Origin of the sequence: Thalassospira xianhensis MCCC 1A02616, assembly GCF_003326475.1 — a bacterium.
In the GTDB taxonomy this organism is placed as follows: Bacteria; Pseudomonadota; Alphaproteobacteria; order Rhodospirillales; family Thalassospiraceae; genus Thalassospira; species Thalassospira xianhensis.
Window position 1 is genome coordinate 1 of sequence record NZ_JPWA01000020.1, and the last position, 21,861, is coordinate 21,861.

Annotated in this window: 21 protein-coding genes; 7 read left to right on the forward strand and 14 right to left on the reverse strand. The window is 55.1% G+C overall.

Features of this window, described 5'->3' with window-relative positions; genetic code table 11:
• The 3 genes from TH5_RS25350 to TH5_RS15735 all read left to right on the forward strand — a co-directional run.
• Positions 1 to 515 (forward strand): hypothetical protein (locus TH5_RS25350; RefSeq protein ID WP_208638463.1); only part of this gene is annotated, 515 nt, incomplete at its 5' end.
• 75 nt (positions 516 to 590) lie between these two features.
• Entirely contained in the window at positions 591 to 2,138 is a 1,548-nt protein-coding gene (locus TH5_RS15730) for a CYTH and CHAD domain-containing protein (RefSeq protein WP_114122634.1), read from the forward strand.
• Positions 2,139 to 2,174: 36 nt separating this feature from the next.
• On the forward strand, positions 2,175 to 2,729 hold the full coding sequence (locus TH5_RS15735) for a hypothetical protein (protein ID WP_147250119.1): 555 nt from the start codon (positions 2,175 to 2,177) through the stop codon (positions 2,727 to 2,729).
• Positions 2,730 to 2,736: 7 nt separating this feature from the next.
• On the opposite strand, the gene TH5_RS15740 is transcribed toward TH5_RS15735, so the two are convergent.
• On the reverse strand, positions 2,737 to 4,221 hold the full coding sequence (locus tag TH5_RS15740; protein WP_114122636.1) for a cryptochrome/photolyase family protein: 1,485 nt from the start codon (positions 4,219 to 4,221) through the stop codon (positions 2,737 to 2,739).
• A 107-nt stretch (positions 4,222 to 4,328) separates the two neighbouring features.
• Positions 4,329 to 5,843: a MocR-like pyridoxine biosynthesis transcription factor PdxR gene (gene pdxR, locus TH5_RS15745; RefSeq protein ID WP_114122637.1), complete on the reverse strand. Its 1,515-nt coding sequence runs from the start codon at positions 5,841 to 5,843 to the stop codon at positions 4,329 to 4,331.
• Between the two features lie 133 nt (positions 5,844 to 5,976).
• Here pdxR and TH5_RS15750 point away from each other — a divergent pair, with 133 nt between their 5' ends.
• Positions 5,977 to 6,642 carry a pyridoxamine 5'-phosphate oxidase family protein gene (locus tag TH5_RS15750; protein ID WP_114122638.1) on the forward strand — a complete coding sequence of 222 codons (666 nt, stop codon included), beginning with the start codon at positions 5,977 to 5,979 and terminating at the stop codon, positions 6,640 to 6,642.
• Positions 6,643 to 6,692: 50 nt separating this feature from the next.
• On the opposite strand, the gene TH5_RS15755 is transcribed toward TH5_RS15750, so the two are convergent.
• The 6 genes from TH5_RS15755 to TH5_RS15780 all read right to left on the reverse strand — a co-directional run bounded on the left by TH5_RS15755 (position 6,693) and on the right by TH5_RS15780 (position 12,955).
• Entirely contained in the window at positions 6,693 to 7,601 is a 909-nt protein-coding gene (locus TH5_RS15755; protein WP_114122639.1) for a pseudouridine-5'-phosphate glycosidase, read from the reverse strand.
• A gap of 154 nt (positions 7,602 to 7,755) precedes the next feature.
• Positions 7,756 to 8,775: a ketol-acid reductoisomerase gene (gene ilvC / locus TH5_RS15760; protein WP_114122640.1), complete on the reverse strand. Its 1,020-nt coding sequence runs from the start codon at positions 8,773 to 8,775 to the stop codon at positions 7,756 to 7,758.
• A gap of 98 nt (positions 8,776 to 8,873) precedes the next feature.
• A complete protein-coding gene (gene ilvN, locus TH5_RS15765; protein ID WP_114122641.1) occupies positions 8,874 to 9,383 on the reverse strand; it encodes an acetolactate synthase small subunit in 510 nt (169 codons plus the stop codon).
• Between the two features lie 104 nt (positions 9,384 to 9,487).
• On the reverse strand, positions 9,488 to 11,251 hold the full coding sequence (locus TH5_RS15770) for an acetolactate synthase 3 large subunit (RefSeq protein WP_114122642.1): 1,764 nt from the start codon (positions 11,249 to 11,251) through the stop codon (positions 9,488 to 9,490).
• 151 nt (positions 11,252 to 11,402) lie between these two features.
• Complete coding sequence (miaA, locus tag TH5_RS15775; RefSeq protein ID WP_114122643.1) at positions 11,403 to 12,365, reverse strand: tRNA (adenosine(37)-N6)-dimethylallyltransferase MiaA; 963 nt, start codon at positions 12,363 to 12,365, stop codon at positions 11,403 to 11,405.
• Entirely contained in the window at positions 12,362 to 12,955 is a 594-nt protein-coding gene (locus tag TH5_RS15780) for a hypothetical protein (protein WP_114122644.1), read from the reverse strand. Before TH5_RS15780 ends, miaA begins: the two co-directional genes overlap by 4 nt.
• A 200-nt stretch (positions 12,956 to 13,155) precedes the next feature.
• Here TH5_RS15780 and serB point away from each other — a divergent pair, with 200 nt between their 5' ends.
• Entirely contained in the window at positions 13,156 to 14,046 is an 891-nt protein-coding gene (gene serB, locus TH5_RS15785; RefSeq protein ID WP_114122645.1) for a phosphoserine phosphatase SerB, read from the forward strand.
• A gap of 87 nt (positions 14,047 to 14,133) precedes the next feature.
• Here serB and TH5_RS15790 read toward each other — a convergent pair whose 3' ends face one another.
• The 4 genes from TH5_RS15790 to hflK all read right to left on the reverse strand — a co-directional run bounded on the left by TH5_RS15790 (position 14,134) and on the right by hflK (position 18,180).
• Positions 14,134 to 15,633, reverse strand: a complete 1,500-nt coding sequence (locus tag TH5_RS15790; protein WP_062958388.1) for a DegQ family serine endoprotease — start codon at positions 15,631 to 15,633, stop codon at positions 14,134 to 14,136.
• A gap of 218 nt (positions 15,634 to 15,851) precedes the next feature.
• Positions 15,852 to 16,043 (reverse strand): DUF2065 family protein, encoded by a 192-nt coding sequence (locus TH5_RS15795; protein ID WP_114122646.1) that lies wholly within the window; start codon positions 16,041 to 16,043, stop codon positions 15,852 to 15,854.
• A gap of 131 nt (positions 16,044 to 16,174) precedes the next feature.
• Entirely contained in the window at positions 16,175 to 17,047 is an 873-nt protein-coding gene (hflC, locus tag TH5_RS15800; RefSeq protein ID WP_114122647.1) for a protease modulator HflC, read from the reverse strand.
• Positions 17,047 to 18,180, reverse strand: a complete 1,134-nt coding sequence (hflK, locus tag TH5_RS15805; protein WP_114122648.1) for an FtsH protease activity modulator HflK — start codon at positions 18,178 to 18,180, stop codon at positions 17,047 to 17,049. Before hflK ends, hflC begins: the two co-directional genes overlap by 1 nt.
• Before the next feature lie 276 nt (positions 18,181 to 18,456).
• On the opposite strand from hflK, the gene TH5_RS15815 reads away from it, so the two are divergent.
• A complete protein-coding gene (locus tag TH5_RS15815) occupies positions 18,457 to 19,659 on the forward strand; it encodes an Mrp/NBP35 family ATP-binding protein (RefSeq protein WP_114122650.1) in 1,203 nt (400 codons plus the stop codon).
• A gap of 15 nt (positions 19,660 to 19,674) precedes the next feature.
• Here the strand turns inward: TH5_RS15815 and TH5_RS15820 are convergent, their stop codons facing one another.
• Entirely contained in the window at positions 19,675 to 20,448 is a 774-nt protein-coding gene (locus tag TH5_RS15820; RefSeq protein ID WP_114122651.1) for a substrate-binding periplasmic protein, read from the reverse strand.
• A 46-nt stretch (positions 20,449 to 20,494) separates the two neighbouring features.
• Entirely contained in the window at positions 20,495 to 20,899 is a 405-nt protein-coding gene (locus TH5_RS15825; RefSeq protein ID WP_147250120.1) for a hypothetical protein, read from the reverse strand.
• A gap of 141 nt (positions 20,900 to 21,040) precedes the next feature.
• Between TH5_RS15825 and TH5_RS15830 the strand changes: the two genes are divergently transcribed.
• Positions 21,041 to 21,856 carry a helix-turn-helix domain-containing protein gene (locus TH5_RS15830; protein ID WP_114122653.1) on the forward strand — a complete coding sequence of 272 codons (816 nt, stop codon included), beginning with the start codon at positions 21,041 to 21,043 and terminating at the stop codon, positions 21,854 to 21,856.
• Positions 21,857 to 21,861: the final 5 nt, after the last annotated feature.

Consider the following 21,861-nt stretch of genomic DNA (forward strand, 5'->3'; position numbering starts at 1 on the left):
AGCCAGTGCGGAACACCGCCGTAATGGCTTCGCCATCCCCCAATCAGTATCCTGCGGATTGCCCCGCCGCCCTGTCTGTATCTTTGCCGCTGCATTGTCATTACCTCTTTGATCCCGCCCCAAACGCAAAAAACCCGCGAGGCACAAGGCCTTGCGGGTTTCGGCCCGGGTGCATTTCTCCCGTTGATTTTTCTCTTATGCCACAAGGAAAAGAACAAATCAAGAACTTTTTTGAAAAACTTTATATGCCGCCAGAAAAGGGGAGGGAATCGCAGGCAACGGCAGCTTTTCACCTTCGACAAATTTGCGATTCGTCTGGATGTTTTGATGATTCCTCATACTTTTACTGCTCAAACGAACGTATCGCGGCGGTTCGGGTTTCATATGAAAACAACCGTGCGCGCAAGATGCCAGCCGCAACTTTAATACTTGAAAAGATACAGTTATGTCAGGAATGTTGCGGAAATTTTACATCCCGTTACCATGACGTCCGGCGGCTGGTTTCAAACTGCTGAAACACAATTCGGGCTATGACGTTATGACAGACAGCGTGTTCTGCGCTGCAATAACAAAACATCCAGGGGACCCTGATGGCCGAAAAGCAGATCGAGATCGAACTGAAGCTCCGCATCGATCCGAAGCATGTATCGCGTTTGAAGCAGGCACCGGTCCTGCGCGAGGTCAAGGAAGGCCGCCGCCTTCTGACCACCCATCTTGTGTCCATCTATCACGACACGCCCAAACTTTCGCTGGCCCGCAAGGGACTGGCGCTGCGTGTCCGCAAAAAGGGCACCAAGGGGTGGGAGCAGACCGTCAAGGCATCGAACGGCATGCGCGAAGCGCTTCCTGAACGCCATGAATGGAATGTCGAACTGCCCGACGGTGTTCTTGATCTGGATAAATTCACCGATGAAGACGTCGTCGCACTGCTCGACAAACATGCCAAAAAGAAGAAGATCGACCGGATTTTTGAAACCGACCTGAAACGCAGCGCGGTCGATCTGACCTATCGCGATGCGATCATGGAACTGGCAATCGATCAGGGTGTGGTGCGCACCGCGGAAAAAGAATCGCCCCTGTCCGAGGTGGAGCTGGAGCTAAAGGAAGGCCACCCGGCCGCCCTGTTTGACCTGGCACTTGAACTGCAACGCACTGTTCCGCTGTTTCTGAGCCTGCGGTCCAAGGCATCGCGCGGGCGGGCCCTTTATCTGAACGAGGTCCCCGGCTTTTACAAGGCGGCCCCGGGCGGGCTTGATGCGGGCATGTCGGCCGAAACCGCGTTTCGGGCGGTACTGGCGCAGGGGCTTCGCATGATCCTTGGTAACGAGGTCTGCGTGCGCGAAGACCTCCATATCGAAGGCTGCCATCAGATGCGGGTGGGCATGCGTCGCCTTCGGGTGGCGTTCAACCTGTTTAAGAAAAACCTGCCGCAGGGCGAGGCTGTCCTGATCCGCCGCCTGCTGAAACAATGTACCAAGGCGCTTGATGGCCTGCGCGACTGGGATGTTTTCCTCAATGAAACCCTGCCGATGGTCGAAGAACGCTTTCCCGATCATCCGGGGATTGCCGATCTGCGCAAGGCGGCAGCCAAACAGCGCGAGGCTGCCTTGGCGACCGCGCGCGAAATGCTTGAAAGTTTCGAGTATCAGCAGCTTTTGCTGTTGCTTGGCGCATGGTCAAGTTATTCGCGCTGGGCATCGGGGGCGGATGCCAGCCAGATGAAAGCAATGTCGGCCTCCGTGACCAAACTGGCCGAACCCTTGCTGAGCCGCGCCTATAAACGCCTGACCAAGCGTGGCAGTGATGTTGGCAGCCTGACCGTCCCGCAACTCCATGCCTTGCGTCTGGATGTCAAACAGATGCGCTATGGCAGTGATTTCTTTGGCGAGGTTTATGACGGGAAACCGGCAAAGAAGTTTCGCAAGGAACTGGCAACCCTTCAGGAAATCCTTGGCTGGCTGAATGACGTTGCGGTGGCCGAAGCACGGTTAATGGCATTGAAACCGCAACTTTCCAAAGATGGTATGGTCGCCATTGGCTTGATTTCCGGCTGGTTCGGCGCACGCGCCGATCATCGCCTGCAGGGACTTGATCAGGCATGGAAAAAATTCGAAAAGCAGAAGCTGTTCTGGAAGTAGACAGATTGGGGATCTGCATTGGGACTAATGTTGGTCTTGCATCATCTACTCCTTTTGCCGCTGATCCTGGCTTTGTCGACATGCGTGACCAGTAACGAGTTTCCGGCCGAAAGAGACGTTGTCTATCAGGAACAGTTCAATATCGCCGAAGCGTCGGGAATGTCTGTGACCTCTGTTCGGGATCTGCCAAGGGATGGGTTTTTCGAAACGGCAGCCGCCCATTACAATTGGGAACTTGATGGCGGTAAGGGGCAGGTAAGAATAGCCTATTGGGCGACGGACGACATGCCATCCGGACTGAAGAAATTCATCCATACCCGTCCCGCATTTGAAGAACGATGGCGGCCTTTGGTTTCCGATTACACCATCGTCGGCAAACCCGGCCATCCAAACGGGGCAGAGGGCTTCGTTGCCTTTGGCAAAGACAAGGAGCAGAACCGTTGCGCGGTCGGAACCGCAATCCTCAAGCTTGATAATGCCAAAAGCAAAGGTTATCGGGACAGTTTTGTCGAAGCTGCAATCTGTTCGAGTGGCCCCCTGCTGCCAAACACGATGGATAACCTGATCTGGTATTTGCGCAAGGCGCGGTAAGTGCAACCTAAGCTACCGCGCGTTTCATATCCTGATAGGCCGCCAGCGCGCGTTCACGGCCTTCCTTGATCCCGATCAGGGGTTCGGGATAGGTATCGCCCAAATCCACCCCAGCGGCTTTCAGGATCAGGGGCGATGCGTCCCACGGTTTGTGGATGTACTGGCCGGGCATGTCGGCAAGTTCCGGTACCCATTGCCGGACGTAACTTCCATCCGGGTCAAATTTCTCGCCTTGCAGGACCGGATTGAAAATCCGGAAATAGGGGGCGGCATCGGCACCGCATCCCCCGATCCACTGCCATGAAAACGGATTGTTGGCCGGGCAGGCATCGACAAGCGTGTCATCAAACCACGCAAGCCCTTCGTGCCAATGGATCAGAAGGTGTTTGACCAGTACCGATCCGACAATCATCCGCACCCGGTTATGCATATAGCCGGTATGCCAAAGTTCCCGCATGCCGGCATCGACAATTGGAAAACCGGTTTGCCCGCGTTGCCAGCGTTCAAGCGCCTTTGGATCATCCGCCCATGGGAAATCGGTAAACTGGCCCTGAAGCGGCACGGATTTCAGATCCTTGGCATGAAACAGGACGTGATGGGCAAATTCCCGCCAGCCCAGTTCGGCCATGAATTTTGATGCGGTTTTGCCTCGGCCGGGATGGGCGTCGGCATAATGGTCTGCCGCGTGCCAGATCTGCCGTGGGCTGATCTCGCCAAAACGCAGATGCGGCGAAAGTTCCGATGTCACCCGATGATCGGGCCGGTCGCGCAAATCGGCATAGTCAACCAACCGGTCATCGATAAAGCCATAAAGCTGATCCATCGCCCCCTGTTCACCGGGGGTAAACCGATCGGCAAACCCGGTGGCCCAGTCAAACGGTTTGGGTGACAGATCAAGCCCGGCAATGTCCGTTTCATTGACCAGTTTCAGATTACCAAGCGGGATGTTTTCCGGGGCTTTTTTTGGTTCTGCCGGTGGGGGAAGTTTCAAACAGGCCCGCCAGAACGGACTGAAAACCTTGAAGTCGGTTCCGGACCCGGTTTTGACTTCCCATGGTTCATACAGCAATTGACCGTTGAAGCTGTCACATTCGATATCGTGGTCGCGCATGGTCGACTTGATATCGGTATCGCGCGCGATGGATGCCTTGTCATAAAGCCTGTTCCAGAAAAGCGCGCCGATTTTGTGAGCAGCCTGTAACTGATTGAAAACGTCCCGTGCGTCCGATTTGAAAATCCTCAGACAGGGCGGTTTTACCCCCGCAGCCCTGGCAAGGCTTTCATCAAGTCGAGCCAGACTTTTTTCCAGCCACCAGCGCGTTGCCCCGCCCAGTTGGGCATCAATCACCGGGTCAAGGTTAAAGACCGGAAGCACGATGCCGTTATTTTGCTTTGCCCACTTTACGCTGGCATTCAATGCCGGGTTGTCGGCAAGGCGCAGGTCATTGCGAAACCACATGATGGCAACCGGGGCGTCAGAAGCAGGGGGCATCCGGGAACTCGTACCTTGGGGGAGGGAGGGGGCAAAAGGGTGAGAGAGCACATCGACTGTGACAGCATAGAGGGGATGCCGATGCGCTCTCTCCGGCTCGGGGTACATTATGATCTACGGCGGATGAGATCGATCAGTTCATCGAAACTTTGCGAAATCACATTCTTTTTCCATCCGGCAAAGCCAAGCACCAGCCCTTGCGGCAGGGTGCCGCGATTTTCTTCTGATTTATCATGGTAATAGGATGAAAGCGCCCGGCAATCGAGCTGTGCCTGAACCATCCGTTCCTGCAATTCCACATCGTCCTGTCCACCGATAAGGCGCGTACAAAGATGCAATCCCCCATCCGATGGCAGGACCTGCAGAATGTCACTGGCGCGTGTTTCGATCAGTTCGCGCAGATGCGCCCTTCGTTCCCCGTAACTCAGCCGCATCTTGCGGACATGACCGCCAAAGTGCCCCTCGGCGAAGAGGGCGGCCAATGCGGCCTGTGCGGTCGGGGCAGGCACACCATCGGCAAAGCCGCGCATACCACGAAATACAGGTATCAGCGCAGGCGGCAGAACCAGATAGCCAAGCCGGATACCGGGAAACAGGACGCGCGAAAACGTACCGACATAAAGCACGCGATTTTGCCGGTCCAATCCCTGAAGGGACGATAACGGCGGCCCGTCATAGCGATAATCGCTGTCATAATCGTCTTCGACAATCCACGCATCATGGTTATCTGCCCATTGCAAGAGGGCAAGACGACGGGCAAGCGACAATGTCGTGCCCAGCGGATAATTGCGTGATGGCGTCGTAACGACGATCCGGGCCGGTTCACCCTTGCCAAGCTGATCTACCTGCAATCCTTCGCCGTCCACCGGGATCGGCAGCAAGGTGGCACCACTGGCGGCCAGAACCCCGCGAATGCCTTCGTAACCGGGGTCTTCGGTTGCGATCACGTCACCCGGATCCACAAGGGCACGCGCAATCAGGTCCAGCGCCTGCTGCGCGCCTGAGACAATCATCACCTGATCGGCATCGCATTTGACCCCGCGGGACTGGCGCAGCCACTTGGCGACTTCGTCACGCAATGCCGGCATGCCAAGCGGATCAACCGGAATGGTCAGGTCAAGGGCAGGTGCCCGCCAGCTTCGGCGCAGTAATCGTGCCCAAAGATCAAACGGAAAGGCATCGAGATCCGGTGTGGCGGGGTTAAACGGGCGCGCCACGCGAAACCGCGGAAACCGTCGGTCATAGGCCAGCATGCGGGTCGCACTTTGGCTTAGCCGCGGAAGGTTTGCGGTTTTGGCGCGCTGATTGGTCGATGCGGGCTCGGTGGTCGCCATCATTTCTCTGTCGGGCAGGCTGCTGGCAACGAAACTTCCGGCCCCGATCCGGGTTTCCAGATACCCCTCGGATACCAGCAGATCAAAACTCGTCACCACCGTATTGCGCGAAATGCCAAGGCTCTTGGCCAGATCGCGGCTGGCGGGCAGCTTTTCTCCCGGATGCAGTCGCCCGTCCAGAATGGCCTGGCGGATGCCAAGATAAAGACGGCGATAGGCGCTGTCTTCCTTCGCATTGTCGGCTTTGGCGGTATGGCTGGGATAAATCCAGGTGTAGTCGCTGCGCATCTTGGCCAATCGGTGACGGATGATGTTGAAATTGGTTCTGTCAAAATTCTTATAACGGACCTGTGATAAAGTCCAATTCTGTCGATGATGACGTCAGCCCTTGCGTCACCAGAAGTTACAGAGAACAAAGAAAATGTCAGATACCACCGCACTTCCGGCACAATACGAAGTCCATCCTGCCACCAAAGTGGTGCGCGGCCCCAAACGTGCCTGTTACGACCGCAAACTTGTGCATGGTATTATCGATGATGCCCTGATCTGTCATGTGGGCACCATTGTGAATGGTCGCCCATCCATGATCCCGACGGCGCATTGGCGGTTGGGGGAACGGATTTATATCCATGGTGCATCCAAGAACCGGATTCTGGCCGCCATCGCCAATGGCGAGGAAGCCTGCCTGTGCATCACCCATCTGGACGGTCTGGTGATGGCACGTTCGGCCTTCCATCACTCGGCCAATTACCGTTCGGTGGTGATTTATGGCAAGGGCGAAGTCGTGGCCGATCCGGAAGGCAAAATGGAACATTCCCGGCTGTTTGTCGAAAAGCTGTCCAAAGGCCGCTGGGACCAGATCCGTCATCCCAATGAACAGGAACTCAAAGCCACCATGTTCCTTGGTTTTGATCTGAACGAGGTATCGGCAAAGGTCCGCACAGGTGATCCGGTCGATGACGAGGATGATTATGGTCTGCCGGTCTGGGCCGGTGTTTTGCCCTGCGCCAATGTCTGGGGCGATCCGGTGGCGGATACCCGCCTTGATCCCTCCTATTCGGGGCTGGTCGCCAAGGCACCGGAATAAACAAAAAAGGCAGCCCGGATGGCTGCCTTTTTATCGGAACGGATCGGGGTTTAACCTGCCAGCGCAACCGCGATTTTGGCCCCAAGGGCGGCATTGTTGCGCACCAGCGCAATATTGGCTTCAAGGCTTTTGCCCTTGGTATGCTGGGTCACGCGTTCCAGAAGGAAGGGCGTGACTTCGCGACCATGGATGTTAAGGCCCTTGGCTTCGATCAGGGCACTATCAATCGCATGTTCGATGGCATCAAGTTCCAGCGCCTTGTCGGCAGGCGGCGGGTTGCCGATTACTGCCCCGCCTTCAAGACCAAATTCCCATTTCGATTTGAGGAATTCGGCAATCTCGGCCGGACTATCAAGGCGGATCGGGGCTTTCTGACCGCTTTTGACGGTATAGAAGGCCGGGAATTCATCCGTGCCATATGAAATGACCGGTACGCCGAGTGTTTCGAGATGTTCAAGCGTCATCGGAATATCAAGGATTGCCTTGGCACCCGCGCAGACGACGGCAACGCTAGTTTTGCCAAGTTCGGTCAGGTCGGCCGAGATATCGAAACTTGCCGCCAGTTCACGGTGAACCCCGCCAATGCCGCCAGTGGCAAAGACCTTGATACCGGCCTTTTCTGCCAAAATCATCGTGGCTGAAACGGTGGTCGCACCATCGCGTTTCTTGGCGATGCAGTATGGAATGTCGCGGCGTGACAGTTTCAGAATGTCGGTGCCCTTGGCGAAATATTCCAGTTCCGACGGTGACAGGCCGATTTTGCAACGCCCGCCGATCACCGCGATGGTGGCCGGGATTGCGCCATTATCGCGCACATCCTGTTCAACCGCCCGCGCGGTTTCAAGGTTCTGCGGATAGGGCATCCCGTGCGAGATGATGGTGGATTCAAGGGCGACAACCGGCTTGCCAGCAGCAAGGGCTTCGGCGACTTCCGGGGCGATATCGATAAAGTCCGACATTCAAAATGCTCATGTTTGAGTTAAAGTTTTAAAGGTCAGGATTACGCGGATCGGCCTGTAAAATCCACCCCAAACACATCATGGCTGTTGTGTGCGGACAAACAAAAACGGCCGCCCCATCGGGACGGCCGTTTTGCAAAACAAAGCGTAAAGCTTAGTTCTTTTCTTTATCGACGAGCTGGTTGGCAGCAATCCACGGCATCATCGCGCGCAGTTTGGTACCGACTTCTTCGATTTCGTGTTCGGCGTTCAGGCGACGGGTTGCCTTGAACATCGGCTGGCCGCAATGCATTTCCTGAACGAAGTCACGAACGAATTTGCCTTCCTGAATGTCGGCAAGAACTTCTTTCATGCGTTCTTTGACCGATGCGTCGATCACGCGCGGGCCGGTGACATAGTCGCCGTATTCTGCAGTGTTCGAGATCGAGTAACGCATGTTGGCCATGCCGCCTTCATACATCAGGTCGACGATCAGTTTCACTTCGTGCAGGCATTCGAAATATGCCATTTCCGGAGCATAACCAGCTTCGGTCAGGGTCTCAAAACCGTATTTGATCAACTGGGTCAGACCGCCGCAAAGAACAGCCTGTTCGCCGAACAGGTCGGTTTCGCATTCTTCGCGGAAGGTGGTTTCGATTACGCCCGAACGGCCGCCACCGATTGCCGATGCGTAGGAAAGTGCGAGTTCAAGCGCATTGCCCGATGCGTTCTGCTCGATGGCAACAAGGCAGGGTACGCCGCCGCCACGCTTGTATTCGGAACGAACCGTGTGGCCCGGGCCTTTCGGTGCGATCATCATGACGTCAAGATCAGCACGTGGCTCGATCAGGCCGAAATGGACGTTAAGGCCGTGTGCGAACAGAAGGGCGGCACCGTCTTTCAGGTTGTCGCGCAGTTCTTTGGCATAGATCGCAGCCTGGTGTTCATCCGGGGTCAGGATCATGACAACATCTGCCCATGCTGCGGCTTCGGCCGGGGTCATGGTTTTCAGGCCGGCATTTTCAGCCTTTTTGCGCGATGAAGAACCTTCACGAAGGCCGACAACAACGTCTTTAACACCGGAATCATGAAGGTTCAGCGCATGGGCATGGCCCTGCGAACCGTAACCGATGATGGCAACTTTTTTGGTCTTGATCAGATTAACATCTGCATCGCGGTCGTAATAAACACGCATCTTTCGATACCTCTGGACGTTGGACCACGCGATTTTTGTTTGCGTGGCGGATGGATCAAATTGGTTAAAGCGGGGATGCCAAGGCACCCCCGGCGAACTCACATCGTCAGCGTGCCGCGCGAAATTGCAGCGACACCCGTGCGCGAAGTTTCCGAAAGCCCCAACGGCTCCATCAATTTGATGAAGGCGTCGATTTTTTCGGGGCTTCCGATGATTTCGAAGACGAAGGAACTGTTGGTCGCATCGACTGCGCGGGCCTTGAAGATATCGGCAATACGCAGGGACTCGACGCGCTTTTCACCCGATGCAATCACCTTGACCAGGGCAAGTTCACGTTCAACGCATGGTCCGGAAAGGGTCAGATCGCTGACCTTGTGAACCGGCACCAGACGTGAAAGTTGTGCCTTGATCTGTTCGATCACCATGGGCGTACCCGAGGTGACAACAGTGATGCGCGACTGGTGGGAACTGGCATCAACCTCAGCCACGGTCAGGCTTTCGATGTTATAGCCACGACCGGAAAACAGGCCGATGACACGGGCCAGAACGCCTGCTTCGTTATCCACCAGAACGGATATCGTGTGTTTCGAAATTTCGGTTTCTTTCACGGGTCTTGCTCCGCTAGGGCGCGGGCGGGCGCATTCAGTGTGCAGCCCGGCCCGGCCTTTGATTTTGGTTTTGATGATGTCTTGTCGCGAACGGGTTTCGCGGATCAGACCAGAACCATCCCTTCGTCGGAATCAATGGCTTCGTCACCGGTGGTTTCCGCTCCAAGCAGCATTTCATTATGCGGCTTGCCCGACGGAATCATCGGATAGCAGTTTTCCTTGTCATCCACGGCAACGTCGAGGATCACCGGACCATCGATTTCAAGCATCTTGGTCAGGGCATCATCAAGATCGGCCGCGTTGTTACAGGTCATACCGGTAAAGCCGAATGCCTCGGACAGTTTGACGAAATCCGGAAGGGATTCGCTGTAACTTTCCGAATAGCGCGACCCGTGCAGAAGCTGCTGCCACTGGCGGACCATGCCCATGTAACGGTTGTTCAGGATGACGGTTTTCACCGGCAGGCGATACTGTGTCAGCGTCGCGCATTCCTGAATGTTCATCATGATCGACGCATCACCGGTAAAGCAGATCACGGTCGCATCCGGATGGGCAACCTGAACGCCAAGGGCGGCGGGCATGCCGTAACCCATGGTGCCAAGACCACCGGATGTCATCCATTCATGCGGATGTTCAAACCCGAAATGCTGGGCCGCCCACATCTGGTGCTGCCCGACATCGGTGGTGATGTAGGTCTTGCGATCCCGGGTCAGCGCATGCAGGCGACGGATCACGTGCTGCGGCTTGATGATGTCTTTGGGCTGCTTGTAGGACAGGCAGTGTTTACCGCGCCAGCCTTCGATCTCGTCCCACCAGCTATCAAGCGCCTTGGCTTCGATCTTGTGCTGTTTGGCTTTCCAGATTTTCATCATGTCTTCAAGGACATGACCGACATCGCCAACAATCCCGATATCCACCGGAACGTTCTTGTTGATCGAGCTTTGATCAATATCGATCTGGACTTTCTGCGAACCCGGCGAGAAGAAATCGAGGTTGCCGGTTACGCGGTCATCAAAACGGGCACCGACCGCAATCATGACATCGCAATCATGCATCGCCATGTTGGCTTCGTAGGTGCCGTGCATGCCGAGCATGCCAAGATACTGTTTATCCGATGCCGGATAGGCGCCAAGCCCCATCAGGGTCAGCGTAATCGGAACGCCGGTCAGGCGGGTGAATTCCGTCAGAACCTTGCAGGCCTGGCTGCCGGAATTGATGACGCCACCACCGCAATAGAGGATCGGCTTTTTCGCCGATGCCAGCAGTTCGAGTGCTTCCTCGATCTGGCCGCGGTCGCCTTTGACAACCGGGTTATAGGTGCGGTGCTGAACCTGTGACGGCTCAAGATACGGTGCCTTGGCAACCAGAATATCTTTCGGCAGGTCGATCACAACCGGACCCGGGCGGCCACTTGACGCAACGTGGAATGCTTCATGCATCGTGCGGGCAAGCTTCGCACTGTCCTTCACCAGATAGTTATGCTTGGTGCAGGGGCGGGTAATACCGGTGGTGTCGGCTTCCTGAAAGGCGTCATTGCCGATCAGGTGGGTCGGAACCTGCCCGGTCAGGCAGACGACGGGAATCGAATCCATCAACGCGTCGGTAAGGCCGGTAACGGCATTCGTTGCACCTGGGCCACTGGTTACCAGAACAACGCCGACCTTTCCGGTCGAACGTGCGTAACCTTCGGCGGCATGCACGGCAGCCTGTTCATGGCGTACTAGGATATGACGAATCCGGTTTTGCTTAAATATCTCGTCATATAGCGGTAGGACGGCGCCGCCGGGATAGCCGAACACGACTTCCACACCCTGATCGACCAGAGCCTGCAACACTACTTCCGAACCGCTTAAAATACGTTCTGCCATGATTTTCGAGCCTCTTCCTTAGCGACAACAACGTGCCGCGTGATAACCGCGTGGTTGATACATGATCCAATTACCCTTGAACTGGAGTTGAAAAATCCGCCGAAACGGCGGTTTTCCGCCATTTCGACGGCGGAAGGGCCAACCTATCGCCTCACTTTGGCGTGGTCAACAGAAATTGGTGAACATCATTACGCAATTTGTCTGCCAAACTTTCCGAATATTGCGCGTCGATGATCTCCTTGTCACTCATCTGATGGCGAAACCACGTTAATTGACGCTTGGCATAACGCCGGGTTTCACGCTGCGATTTCTCTTTCGCGGTCTCCAGATCGGTCTCGCCGGCAAGGTATGCCGCGATCTCGCGGACCCCAACTGCCTTCATCACCGGGGCCGTTTCCGGCAGCTTTTCAGCCAGAAGTCGGCGGACTTCCTCAATCGCACCCTGTTCGATCATCAAATCAAAACGCCGGTTGCAGCGATCATAAAGAATATCGCGCGGCGGCATGTAACACAGCTTTTTGAAAACCATGCCTTCGGGTGGCGTCACCATCGGCTCGTTATGCCACGCCGCAAGACCACGACCGGTTCCCGCCAATACCTCGGCCGCGCGGATCAGGCGCTGGGTGTTTGACGGATCAAGGGTGGCGGCTGTGTCGGGATCGCGTTTGGCGAAATCATTGAAAAACGCCTGATGCCCTGCTTTTTCCAGATCAGCGGTGACCTGTTGGCGAATCTCGGCGGGAATATCGGGAATCGGGGCGATCCCCGCCGTCAGGGCATTCAGATACATACCCGTACCCCCGGTAACGATCGGAAGTTTGCCGTTTGCATGGCATTCGGCAATTTCCGCCATCGCCATGTCGCGCCATTTTCCGGCCGAACATGCCTCGCGCCCGGACAATACACCATAAAGCCGATGGGGCGCGCGAGCGGTTTCCCTTTCATCGGGCCGCGCGCTTAACACACGTAGTTCTTTATAAACCTGCATGCTGTCGGCATTGATCACCACCCCGTCAAACGCATCCGCCAGATCAAGTGCCAAGGCGGACTTGCCGCTGGCAGTTGGCCCGGCAACAATAATGACTTTTGAAGTTGGACTTTTGGGCTCGTTCAAATCGCTAATAAAACCTTTTTCAATGATATTGAGCTTCTAAGGATATGCGTTGCTAAAGTTGTTCCCGATGCGAAAAGTACATAGGACTGAAGTACTAGGAAAATTGCGATGTACTGACTTATGTTTGCAGCATTTAAAGCAATTACATTGTCATCATTCTTTCGCTTCCATGTATCCCAGTTTATGGTTCCAAAATACATTCTTGCGTAGGCAAATGCTGTTGATAAGGCCGATATCAGTGTGGCAACCATGTACGCGGAAAGCACATCGACTAACTCTGAGATGACTAAGGCTGAGCCATTTGATGTCCAAATACGTCCGATAAAAGCGAGGGTCGCCGCAGCAGAGGCACCGTTTAGGATTATACTGGAACGTAGTGCGACTACACCAATATCTGCCGCAGATTTGTGCTCTTGGACGATCTCGTCTTTGTACAATTGATAGCGATCTTTATAGTTTTGCCAGTCTTGTGGAGATAGAGATCCCTCACTTGCGTGAGGAACAAATTTCTTAATTACGAGATGAAGCAACACGGCGGCGCCAAGAGAAATCGGCACTGAAAAAACAAGAATATTAAACACAAATTCCATGTTTTTCTCTCGGGAAATTTATTGAGATAATTAGGCATACTCTCGTCTAATACCCAAAATAGATCTAATGCAACTGAATTGGCATTGTTAGTGCAGATCAGCAGTGCCAATGTAAAAGTTCTCTTGTCATCTGTGGGCTCAATTCGGATAAAGGCGACATATTTCGTTTATTCTCTTTTCCGCCAAGGAGCCCGCAATCCATGGATCTGGTCCTGACCTTGATCGCTGCCCCCAATTCGAACGCGCTGGGCGATGATATTGTTGCGCGTGCCAAAACCGTTCTGGCCGGGGCCGGGGCGCATGTCGGGGATGTTTCGTGGCTGGCGGCGGGCGAGGCGTGTGATATCGGCTTTGCCGGGCTGAGCCTTGATATTGCCGATACGGCGTTACGTGATGCCGGTCTTGGTGTCGATGCCGTGACCCAGACCGCCAAAACGCGTCGCAAGAAATTGCTGATTGCCGATATGGATAGCACCATGGTGACGGGGGAGACCCTTGATGAACTTGCTGCCTTTGCCGGGATCAAGGACCATGTCGCCGCGATTACGGCACGTGCGATGAATGGCGAACTTGATTTCGAGACCGCCCTTGATGAACGCGTCGGGCTGCTTGATGGCATGTCGACCGATATGCTGGCCGAAGCCTGGAAAGAAATTGCATATACCGGCGGGGCGAAAACCTTGGTTGCGACCATGAAGGCCAACGGTGCCTACGCCGCCCTTGTGTCGGGCGGGTTTGATTATTTTACCGGTGCGGTGCGCCGCGAACTTGGTTTTGATTTTGATCAGGCCAATGTTCTGATCACCCAGGATGGTAAGCTGACCGGCAAGGTACAAAAACCGGTTCTGGACCGTCAGGCCAAGGTCGATGCGCTTGAAAAATTGACGGCAGAGCAGGGGATTGGGGTAGAGGATGCCATTGCGGTTGGCGATGGTGCCAATGATCTGCAGATGATTTCGCTTGCCGGGACTGGTGTGGCTTTTCATGCCAAGCCAGCGGTTCAGGAGCAGGCACGCATCTGCATCAATCATGGTGATCTGACGGCACTGCTTTATCTGCAGGGCTATGCCAAATCCGATTTTGTGATCTGATCCAGGCAGTCAGAAAAACGCGTAGCAAAAAGGGCGACCCGCAAGGGCCGCCCTTTTTTGATCATCGTAGAGTAAAACCCGAAGGCCTTATTCTTCCTTGTTCAGGGTCAGGCCGAAGTAACGCGGGCCTGCCGAGGTTTCAATCAGCATCAGGATGGTGCGTTTATCATCATCAAGTGCCTTTTTAACCGCATCGGCTACTTCTTCGACGGTCGAAACCGAGCTGTGCGATGCCTCGATAATGATGTCGCCCGGGCGGACACCTTTTTCTGCGGCATAGCTGTCACCATTCACATCGGTCACGATGACACCCTCGGTGCCTTCGGCGAGGTTATAGCGACGACGCAGTTCATCATCGACATTGGCGACCTTGAGGCCAAGTGCCTTGATTTCAGCTTCGGCAATGGCGGCAGGCGACTGTTCTTCACCCGGTTCTGCTGCGGTTGCGACGGTTTCTTCTTCAAGTTCGCCGAGTTCGACCTGAACGGTTTTCTTTTCACCGTCACGCCAGATCACCACATCGACATCCTTGCCGATTTTGGTTTCGGCAACGATCCGCGGCAGGCGACGCATGCTTTCGACTTCCTTGCCATCAAACGACAGGATGACGTCACCCTGTTTGATGCCGGCGGCTTTTGCAGGGCCGTCTTCGGATACACCGGCAACCATTGCACCGGTCGATTCATCAAGGCCGACCGAGTCCGCGATATCGTCAGTCACGGTCTGGATGTGAACGCCAAGCCAGCCACGGCGGGTCCGGCCATATTCCTTGAGCTGTTCGACAACCGACTGTGCAATTGCCGAGGGAATGGCAAAACCGATCCCGACCGAACCTCCGGACGGCGAATAGATCGCGCTGTTGATCCCGATGACGTCGCCATCAAGGTTGAACAGCGGCCCGCCGGAGTTCCCGCGGTTGATCGAGGCATCGGTCTGGATGAAATCGTCATACGGACCCTGATTGATGTCACGGTTACGTGCCGAAATGATCCCGGCGGTCACTGTGCCGCCAAGGCCGAACGGGTTGCCGATCGCCATCGCCCAGTCGCCAATGCGGGAATGGTCTGAATCCCCCCATTTAACGAAAGGCAGGTCTTCTGTGGGTTCGACTTTCAAAAGTGCAACATCCGTTTTCGGATCGCGACCGATCAGTTTCGCTGGAAGCGTATCGCCATCATGCAGGCGCACCGTGATTTCGTCGGCACCGTCAATCACATGGTTGTTGGTCACGATGTAACCGTCAGCCGAGATGATAAAGCCCGAACCCAGTGCGGTCGCACGGCGCTGCTGGGGAGTCTGGCCCTGGCCTTGTCCACCACCTTGTCCGTTGCGATCCATGAAGTCCTTGAAAAGATCTTCAAACGGCGAGCCGGGAGGGAACTGGAAGTCCGGACCCTGGCGTTCGGCCACCATTTGACTGGTCGAGATATTTACCACACTGGGCAGAAGCTTTTCGGCCAGGTCTGCGAAACTTTCAGGAGCGGGGCGAGCGTTCGCAATCTGCGACACGCTGGTCACGCCAAGAAGAACAATCACCAGCGCAGCCGTAAATTTGCTTCGCGCCGGGTTGTATAATGCTTTTAGCATGTGTCTGATCCTGTTCGTTGCCGCGTTCACGGTATTGAATTTTTGCAGCACGCGATGCTGTTCTTTTGGATAGTTCATGCACCGCTTAACTAGCCAAGTTAGCGCCGAGTTTGTCAGAAATTTGGCAAGCCTGAGAAAAATCAAGGAAGAGCTCGGGTTTTTCTGTGTTTGCACACTGGAAGGCGCAAATATGCGCAAAATGCCCCCGAACTTTATCTTCAAAGCCAGACCCGGACGCCCCAGATCGCGACAATGGCGATGACCGCAGCAACAAGGCCGCCGATCCGTAGCTGGGATTCGGGGATTTCCTGCACCAGTTCCATCACACGTTTGGCGCCGCCCGGGAACAGCGAATAAAACATTCCCTCCAGCGCGATGGCCAGGAGAACAGCTGTAACGAGTTCCTTCATGGGCGTGGACGTTCCGGCGTTTCTATGAACCTGTGTGCGATATAACTATCAACAGGACATTATTTTCAAACAAAAAGGGCGACCGGCACACTATGCCGGTCGCCCTAGTGCTTTGTCCAGCACCCGTTTGTCTAGCGCGTTGCGTCAGGCGACGAGTTGTTAAAGTACTGGAAGAATTCGGAATCCGGTGAAATCACCATCGTCGAACCATCTGAAAGGGCTTCGCGATAGGCTTCAAGCGAACGATAGAACTCGAAGAAACCGGCATCCTTGCCATAGGCTTCACCAAGAACGATGTTCCGTTCACCGTCACCTTCACCACGCAGGACTTCTGCCTGACGGCGGGCTTCGGCCAGAATACCGACGCGTTCACGATCTGCTTCTGCCTGAATTTTCGCCTTGAGCTCTTCACCCTCGGCGCGAAGCTGTGCGGCTTCGGCGATACGCGAAGAACGCATACGGTTGTACACCGCCTGCGACGTTTCCTGCGGAAGATCGGTACGACCGATACGAACATCGATCAGCTCGACGCCGAATTCCTTTGCCGGCTCGATCAGGGTTGCCTGGATTTTTTCCATGATCTGCGACCGGTTATCCGACAGAAGCGACACAAGCGGAGCCTGTGCGAGTTCGCCACGGATAACCGAGTTCAGACGCTGCCCAAAAAGCTGAACAAAGTTCGCCGAGTTGGTTGCGCGCTGACGGAACTGCAGCGGGTCAACGATTCTCCAACGGGCAAAGCTGTCAACATTGACACGCTTCTGGTCCGACAGAAGAACCTGCTGAACCGGCGGATCAAGTTCAAGAATGCGGCGCTCGTAATATTCCACATTCTGGATCGGCAGCTTGAAATGCAGGCCCGGTTCGGAAACCGCATGGACCGGATTACCGAACTGAAGCACCAGCGCCTGCTGGTCCTGACGAACGGTAAACATGCACATGGATGCAACGACGGCACCAATGACGACAACGACGCCGGCAGCAATAAGTTTAGGACTTGCCATTAGTTATTGCCTCCTGCATTCGCGCGTTTCTGGATTTCAGGCAACGGCAGATAGGGAACAACACCGTTTGCGCCTTCACCGTTCTGATCAAGAATGACCTTGTTGGAGTTCTTCAGAACATCCTGCATGGTTTCAAGATACAGACGACGTGTGGTGACATCTTTCGCGGTCAGATAGGAATTATAAACCGAGATAAAGCGCTCTGCTTCACCCTGTGCATTCTTCACAACCTGATCCTTGTATGCACGGGCTTCGAGAACCAGACGTTCTGCTTCACCTTTTGCCCGCGGGATGATGTCGTTGCGGTAGGCCAGCGCCTCGTTCTGGGAACGATCACGGTCCTGACGGGCACGCTGCACATCGTTGAACGCATCAATAACGTCACGCGGCGGGTCAACCTTCTGCATTTTCACTTCTGCAATGAAAATACCCGAAGCATACCCGTCCATGATCGATTGCAGCAGGGTGCGTGTCTGTTCTTCAACGCGGACACGACCGACCGTCAGGGCTTCTTCAAGATTGGTTTTGCCGATGACTTCACGGATCGCACTTTCGGCTGCAAGCTTGATGGTGTTTTCCGGATCGCGAACATTAAACAGATAGGCACCGGCATCGCTGATGCGCCACTGAACGACATAATCAATGTCGATAATGTTCTGATCACCGGTCAGCATCAGGCTTTCTTCCGGGACATCGCGCGCGCCGCCGGTACCAGTACCGTTACCACGGTAACCGATCTCGATCTGGTTGGTGCGTTCGACGTTCGGCTTGATCACTTCGCCGATCGGGGCGGGCAGGAAATAATTCAGACCCGGACCCGTCGTGCCAACCCATTTGCCAAACAGAAGGGTAACCCCCTGTTCGCCTGGCTGCACACGGTAGAAGCCGGTCAAAAGCCAGATCCCGATGATGGCAATACCAATCAGGACAACGCCCTTGTAACCGCCGCCACCACCGGGGAAAAGCCGTTTGAGGCGTTCCTGGCCTTTACGAATCATTTCATCAAAATCGGGGGAAGTGTTACCACCGCCGCCACCGCCACCCTGGGGACGCTGTCCCCACGGATTGCGGCCGCCGCCATTGTTTCCGCCACCACCCCAGGGGCCGCCGCCCCCTTGTGAATTCCAAGGCATCGAGTGTCTTCCTCTTCTTGCCGTTCGGTGTTTATTTATGCTTACCGATCTTGGGACATGAGCCCATTAATAACATGTGTATTGCTTGCTTATCGCGGTCATCTGACCTATCTGCGCACCAAGCTCCGTCTGAATCCTTTTATCCGGACGGCGTTGCATGTAATTAATGGGGCCACGCCCTAAGGCCTTATATGACAGCTTGCCCTGCAAAACAACGATACGCGCCTGCAAGTTCTGTGCGATCACGGACTTAAGCCAATTTTCGGAGACTGCTATATGACCTCGCCCAACCGGGAACGCATTACAGAAGCCCTTTCGACGGTTATCGATCCGGCTGACGGCAAGACTATCGTCGAAAAGGGTATGGTTCAAGGTATTGATATCCATGATGAAACTGTCAATGTCATGATCGCTGTTGACCCGGAACGCGGGGCGTCGCTTGAAGACCTGCGTCTTGCTGCCGAGCGTGCCGTTGCCAATGTGAACGGGGTCACAACGGCCCGTGTGGCCCTTACGGCAGAACGTGCGAAGGGAGCTTCTGCCCCGGCGCAAGGTGGTCATTCGCATCCCCATTCCCATGGCCATACACATGGGGCGGAAAGGCCCGCACCGCAAGCCGGGCAACGCCCGCAGGGTGCTGCGCAAAAGCCGCTTGAACTGCCGACCGTACGTTCGATCATCACCGTTGCATCGGGCAAGGGCGGGGTTGGCAAATCGACGACCTCGGTCAATCTGGCGTTGTCACTGGCGGCCAAGGGGCTGAAGGTCGGCCTGCTGGATGCCGATATTTATGGGCCGAGCCTGCCGCGCATGATGGGCCTTCGCGATGCCAAGCCGACCCATTCCGACAAGGAAGGCAAAATGGTGCCGCCATCGGCATTTGGCATCCGGATCATGTCTATCGGTTTTCTTGTGGATGAAGAGCAGCCGGTTATCTGGCGTGGTCCGATGGCGATGGGGGCGCTGGAGCAGCTCCTGCGCGACAGCGACTGGGGCGAGCTTGACGTTCTTGTCGTCGATATGCCACCGGGTACCGGTGATATTCAGCTTTCGATGGCGCAGCGCGTACCGGTCACGGGGGCGGTGATTGTTTCCACTCCGCAGGACATTGCCCTTCTTGATGCGCGCAAGGGGCTCAACATGTTCCGCAAGGTCAATGTCCCCGTCATGGGCCTGATCGAGAACATGAGCTATTATAAATGTCCGGAATGTGGTCACATCGATCATGTATTCGATCATGGTGGCGCACGAAAAGCTGCCGACGAACTGGGCGTACCGTTTCTTGGTGAAATCCCGCTCGACCTTAAAATCCGCCTTGGCGCGGACGAAGGCAAACCAATCATCCATACCGATCCGGACGGCGAACATTCCAGGGCCTATACCGCGATTGCCGACAAGATTGCTGCGGCAATTGACGAACGCGTCGGTCCGAAATCCGCACCGAAGAAAAGCCTGTTCCCCAAAATCAGCTTCCGCTAGGTCGTCTGCTTTCGATCAGTAATTGCTTGCACCCTGCAACACATCCTCGGTGATGCGTTGCAGGGTGCCGTTTTCGCGCAACTCTTCAATCGAACGATTGATTGCGGTCATCATCGAAATGCCCGACGAGGCGCGGTTGAACACGATAAAGGTCGCATTTTCACGCACTGGCTCTTCACCGCGGGTAATTTTTTCATCTAGTTTCAGCCGCTTGACCCAGACATCGCCAGCCTCCTGGATGGCAATTACGCTATCAACCCGGCCCAGCGACAGCATCTGAAAATTCTGTTCATCTCCGGATGCTTCGGACGCGGTAAACACACCGCGTTCGCGTGCGTCATCGATCTGATCCCCATAGCTCCATCCGCGAATGACGCCGACGGTCTGGCCGCGCAGATCATCAATTTCGTCTGGTTTGCGTGCCATATCGCGATGGTGATAAAGCATCAGCCGTTCAACATGGATCGGGTCGGAAAAGTAATATTTTTTCTGGCGTTCGAGATTTTTGTAAATTCCGGCAACGCCACCTCTGTTGGCATCCAGATTTTCAATCGCGCGTTTCCACGGTACTGCGACAATATCGACGTCGATCCCGGCATGAAGAAAAATCGCCTGGATCATTGCAGGATAGATACCTGTTGCCTTATCCCCGGCACGATACATGAAGGGTGGGTTGGCCTCGTCGACATAGATGGTTTCGGCATGGCTTTTCGTCGCCGGCATCATGGTCAGAATGGCCATGCCGACGACGATCAGTGATTTGGCAATCAGTTTTGCCGGAAATGTCATTATGGCCCCGGATGATGCGTCTGTTCCCAACAGAACACATGGGGCGTCAGGTGGTCGACGACAAGGAATGCTGCGCGATTGCGCGATATTCAAGTGCTGCGATACCAAGCACTGCCAATGCCTGTGCGGAGACAAAACCGTATCCGATCACTGTCGGTGTCCCGATCGGCAGGACCAATATCGTAATACTGGCCAGAACCCAGCCGAGATTACCGAGTATGATTAACCAGACAAGGGCTAGGGCCGGACGGGCGTGCTTTGCGGTGACAAACATCAGAACGCTGCATGGAAACAGGATAATCCCGGCATAAATCAGCAAATCGGCAGGCAGCCCAAAATGACTGGCAAGTAAGCCCCCACCGAGGCAAAGCAGCAACCCGAAAGCAAAACAGGTTACCGCATCAAATATCAAAACCGCTTTTAGCATTTTATTGGATACGTTGGTTGTCATCATATCGACCTTTCGATGGAGTGCGTTTTGTTGGTCAGGCAACCATGCCGAAAGTCGGGAATGCACACGATTACCCCGGAGGTAATGTTTGTCGGTTTTGTTTGATGCTAGGATCGGAATATCCACAGAAACGGTGATCCGATGAACGAACTGAAACCCGACCCGTTTGGCAATGTGCTGAAGGTCTGGCGCAAGCAGCGCCGTATGAGCCAGCTTGACCTTGCGAGCGAGGCCGCGATATCGACCCGGCATCTGAGCTTTCTTGAAACCGGTCGGGCAAGGCCAAGCCGCGACATGGTATTGCGTCTTTCCGAATGTCTTGATGTGCCGCTGCGTGAACGCAATGCGATGCTGATCGCTGGGGGATTTGCACCGATTTATGCTGAACATGATCTTGGCGCAGATCAGTCGGCTGCCATCCGGGCAGCGGTGGACAGAATACTGACCGCGCATGAACCATACCCTGCGCTGGCGATGGACCGGCACTGGAACATGGTGGCTGCAAACCGGATCGTACCGTTATTGCTTGGCGGGGTTGATCCGGAATTTCTCAAACCGCCAGTCAATATCCTGCGGCTAAGCCTGCATCCGAACGGGTTGGCGTCACGGGTGGTCAATTATGCTGAATGGCGTGATCATTTGCTGGACCGGTTGCGTCGCCAGATTGCGGTGACGGCAGACGCGAAATTGCGGGGCCTTTATGATGAAGCCAGCCGTTACTGTGCACCCGAAAACGTGACGGAAATCGACATTGCTGACAGGGCAGGAGACCTGACCGGGCTTGTCGTGCCGCTGGTTTTACGAACCGATGCCGGTGAATTGCGCTTTGTCAGCACAACCACGGTCTTTGGCACCCCGGTCGAAGTCACATTATCCGAGCTTGCCATCGAAACCCTGCTACCTGCCGATGCCCAAACGTCGGCTCTTTTGCGCGAACTGGCGACAGGTTTGCCTTAAATTGA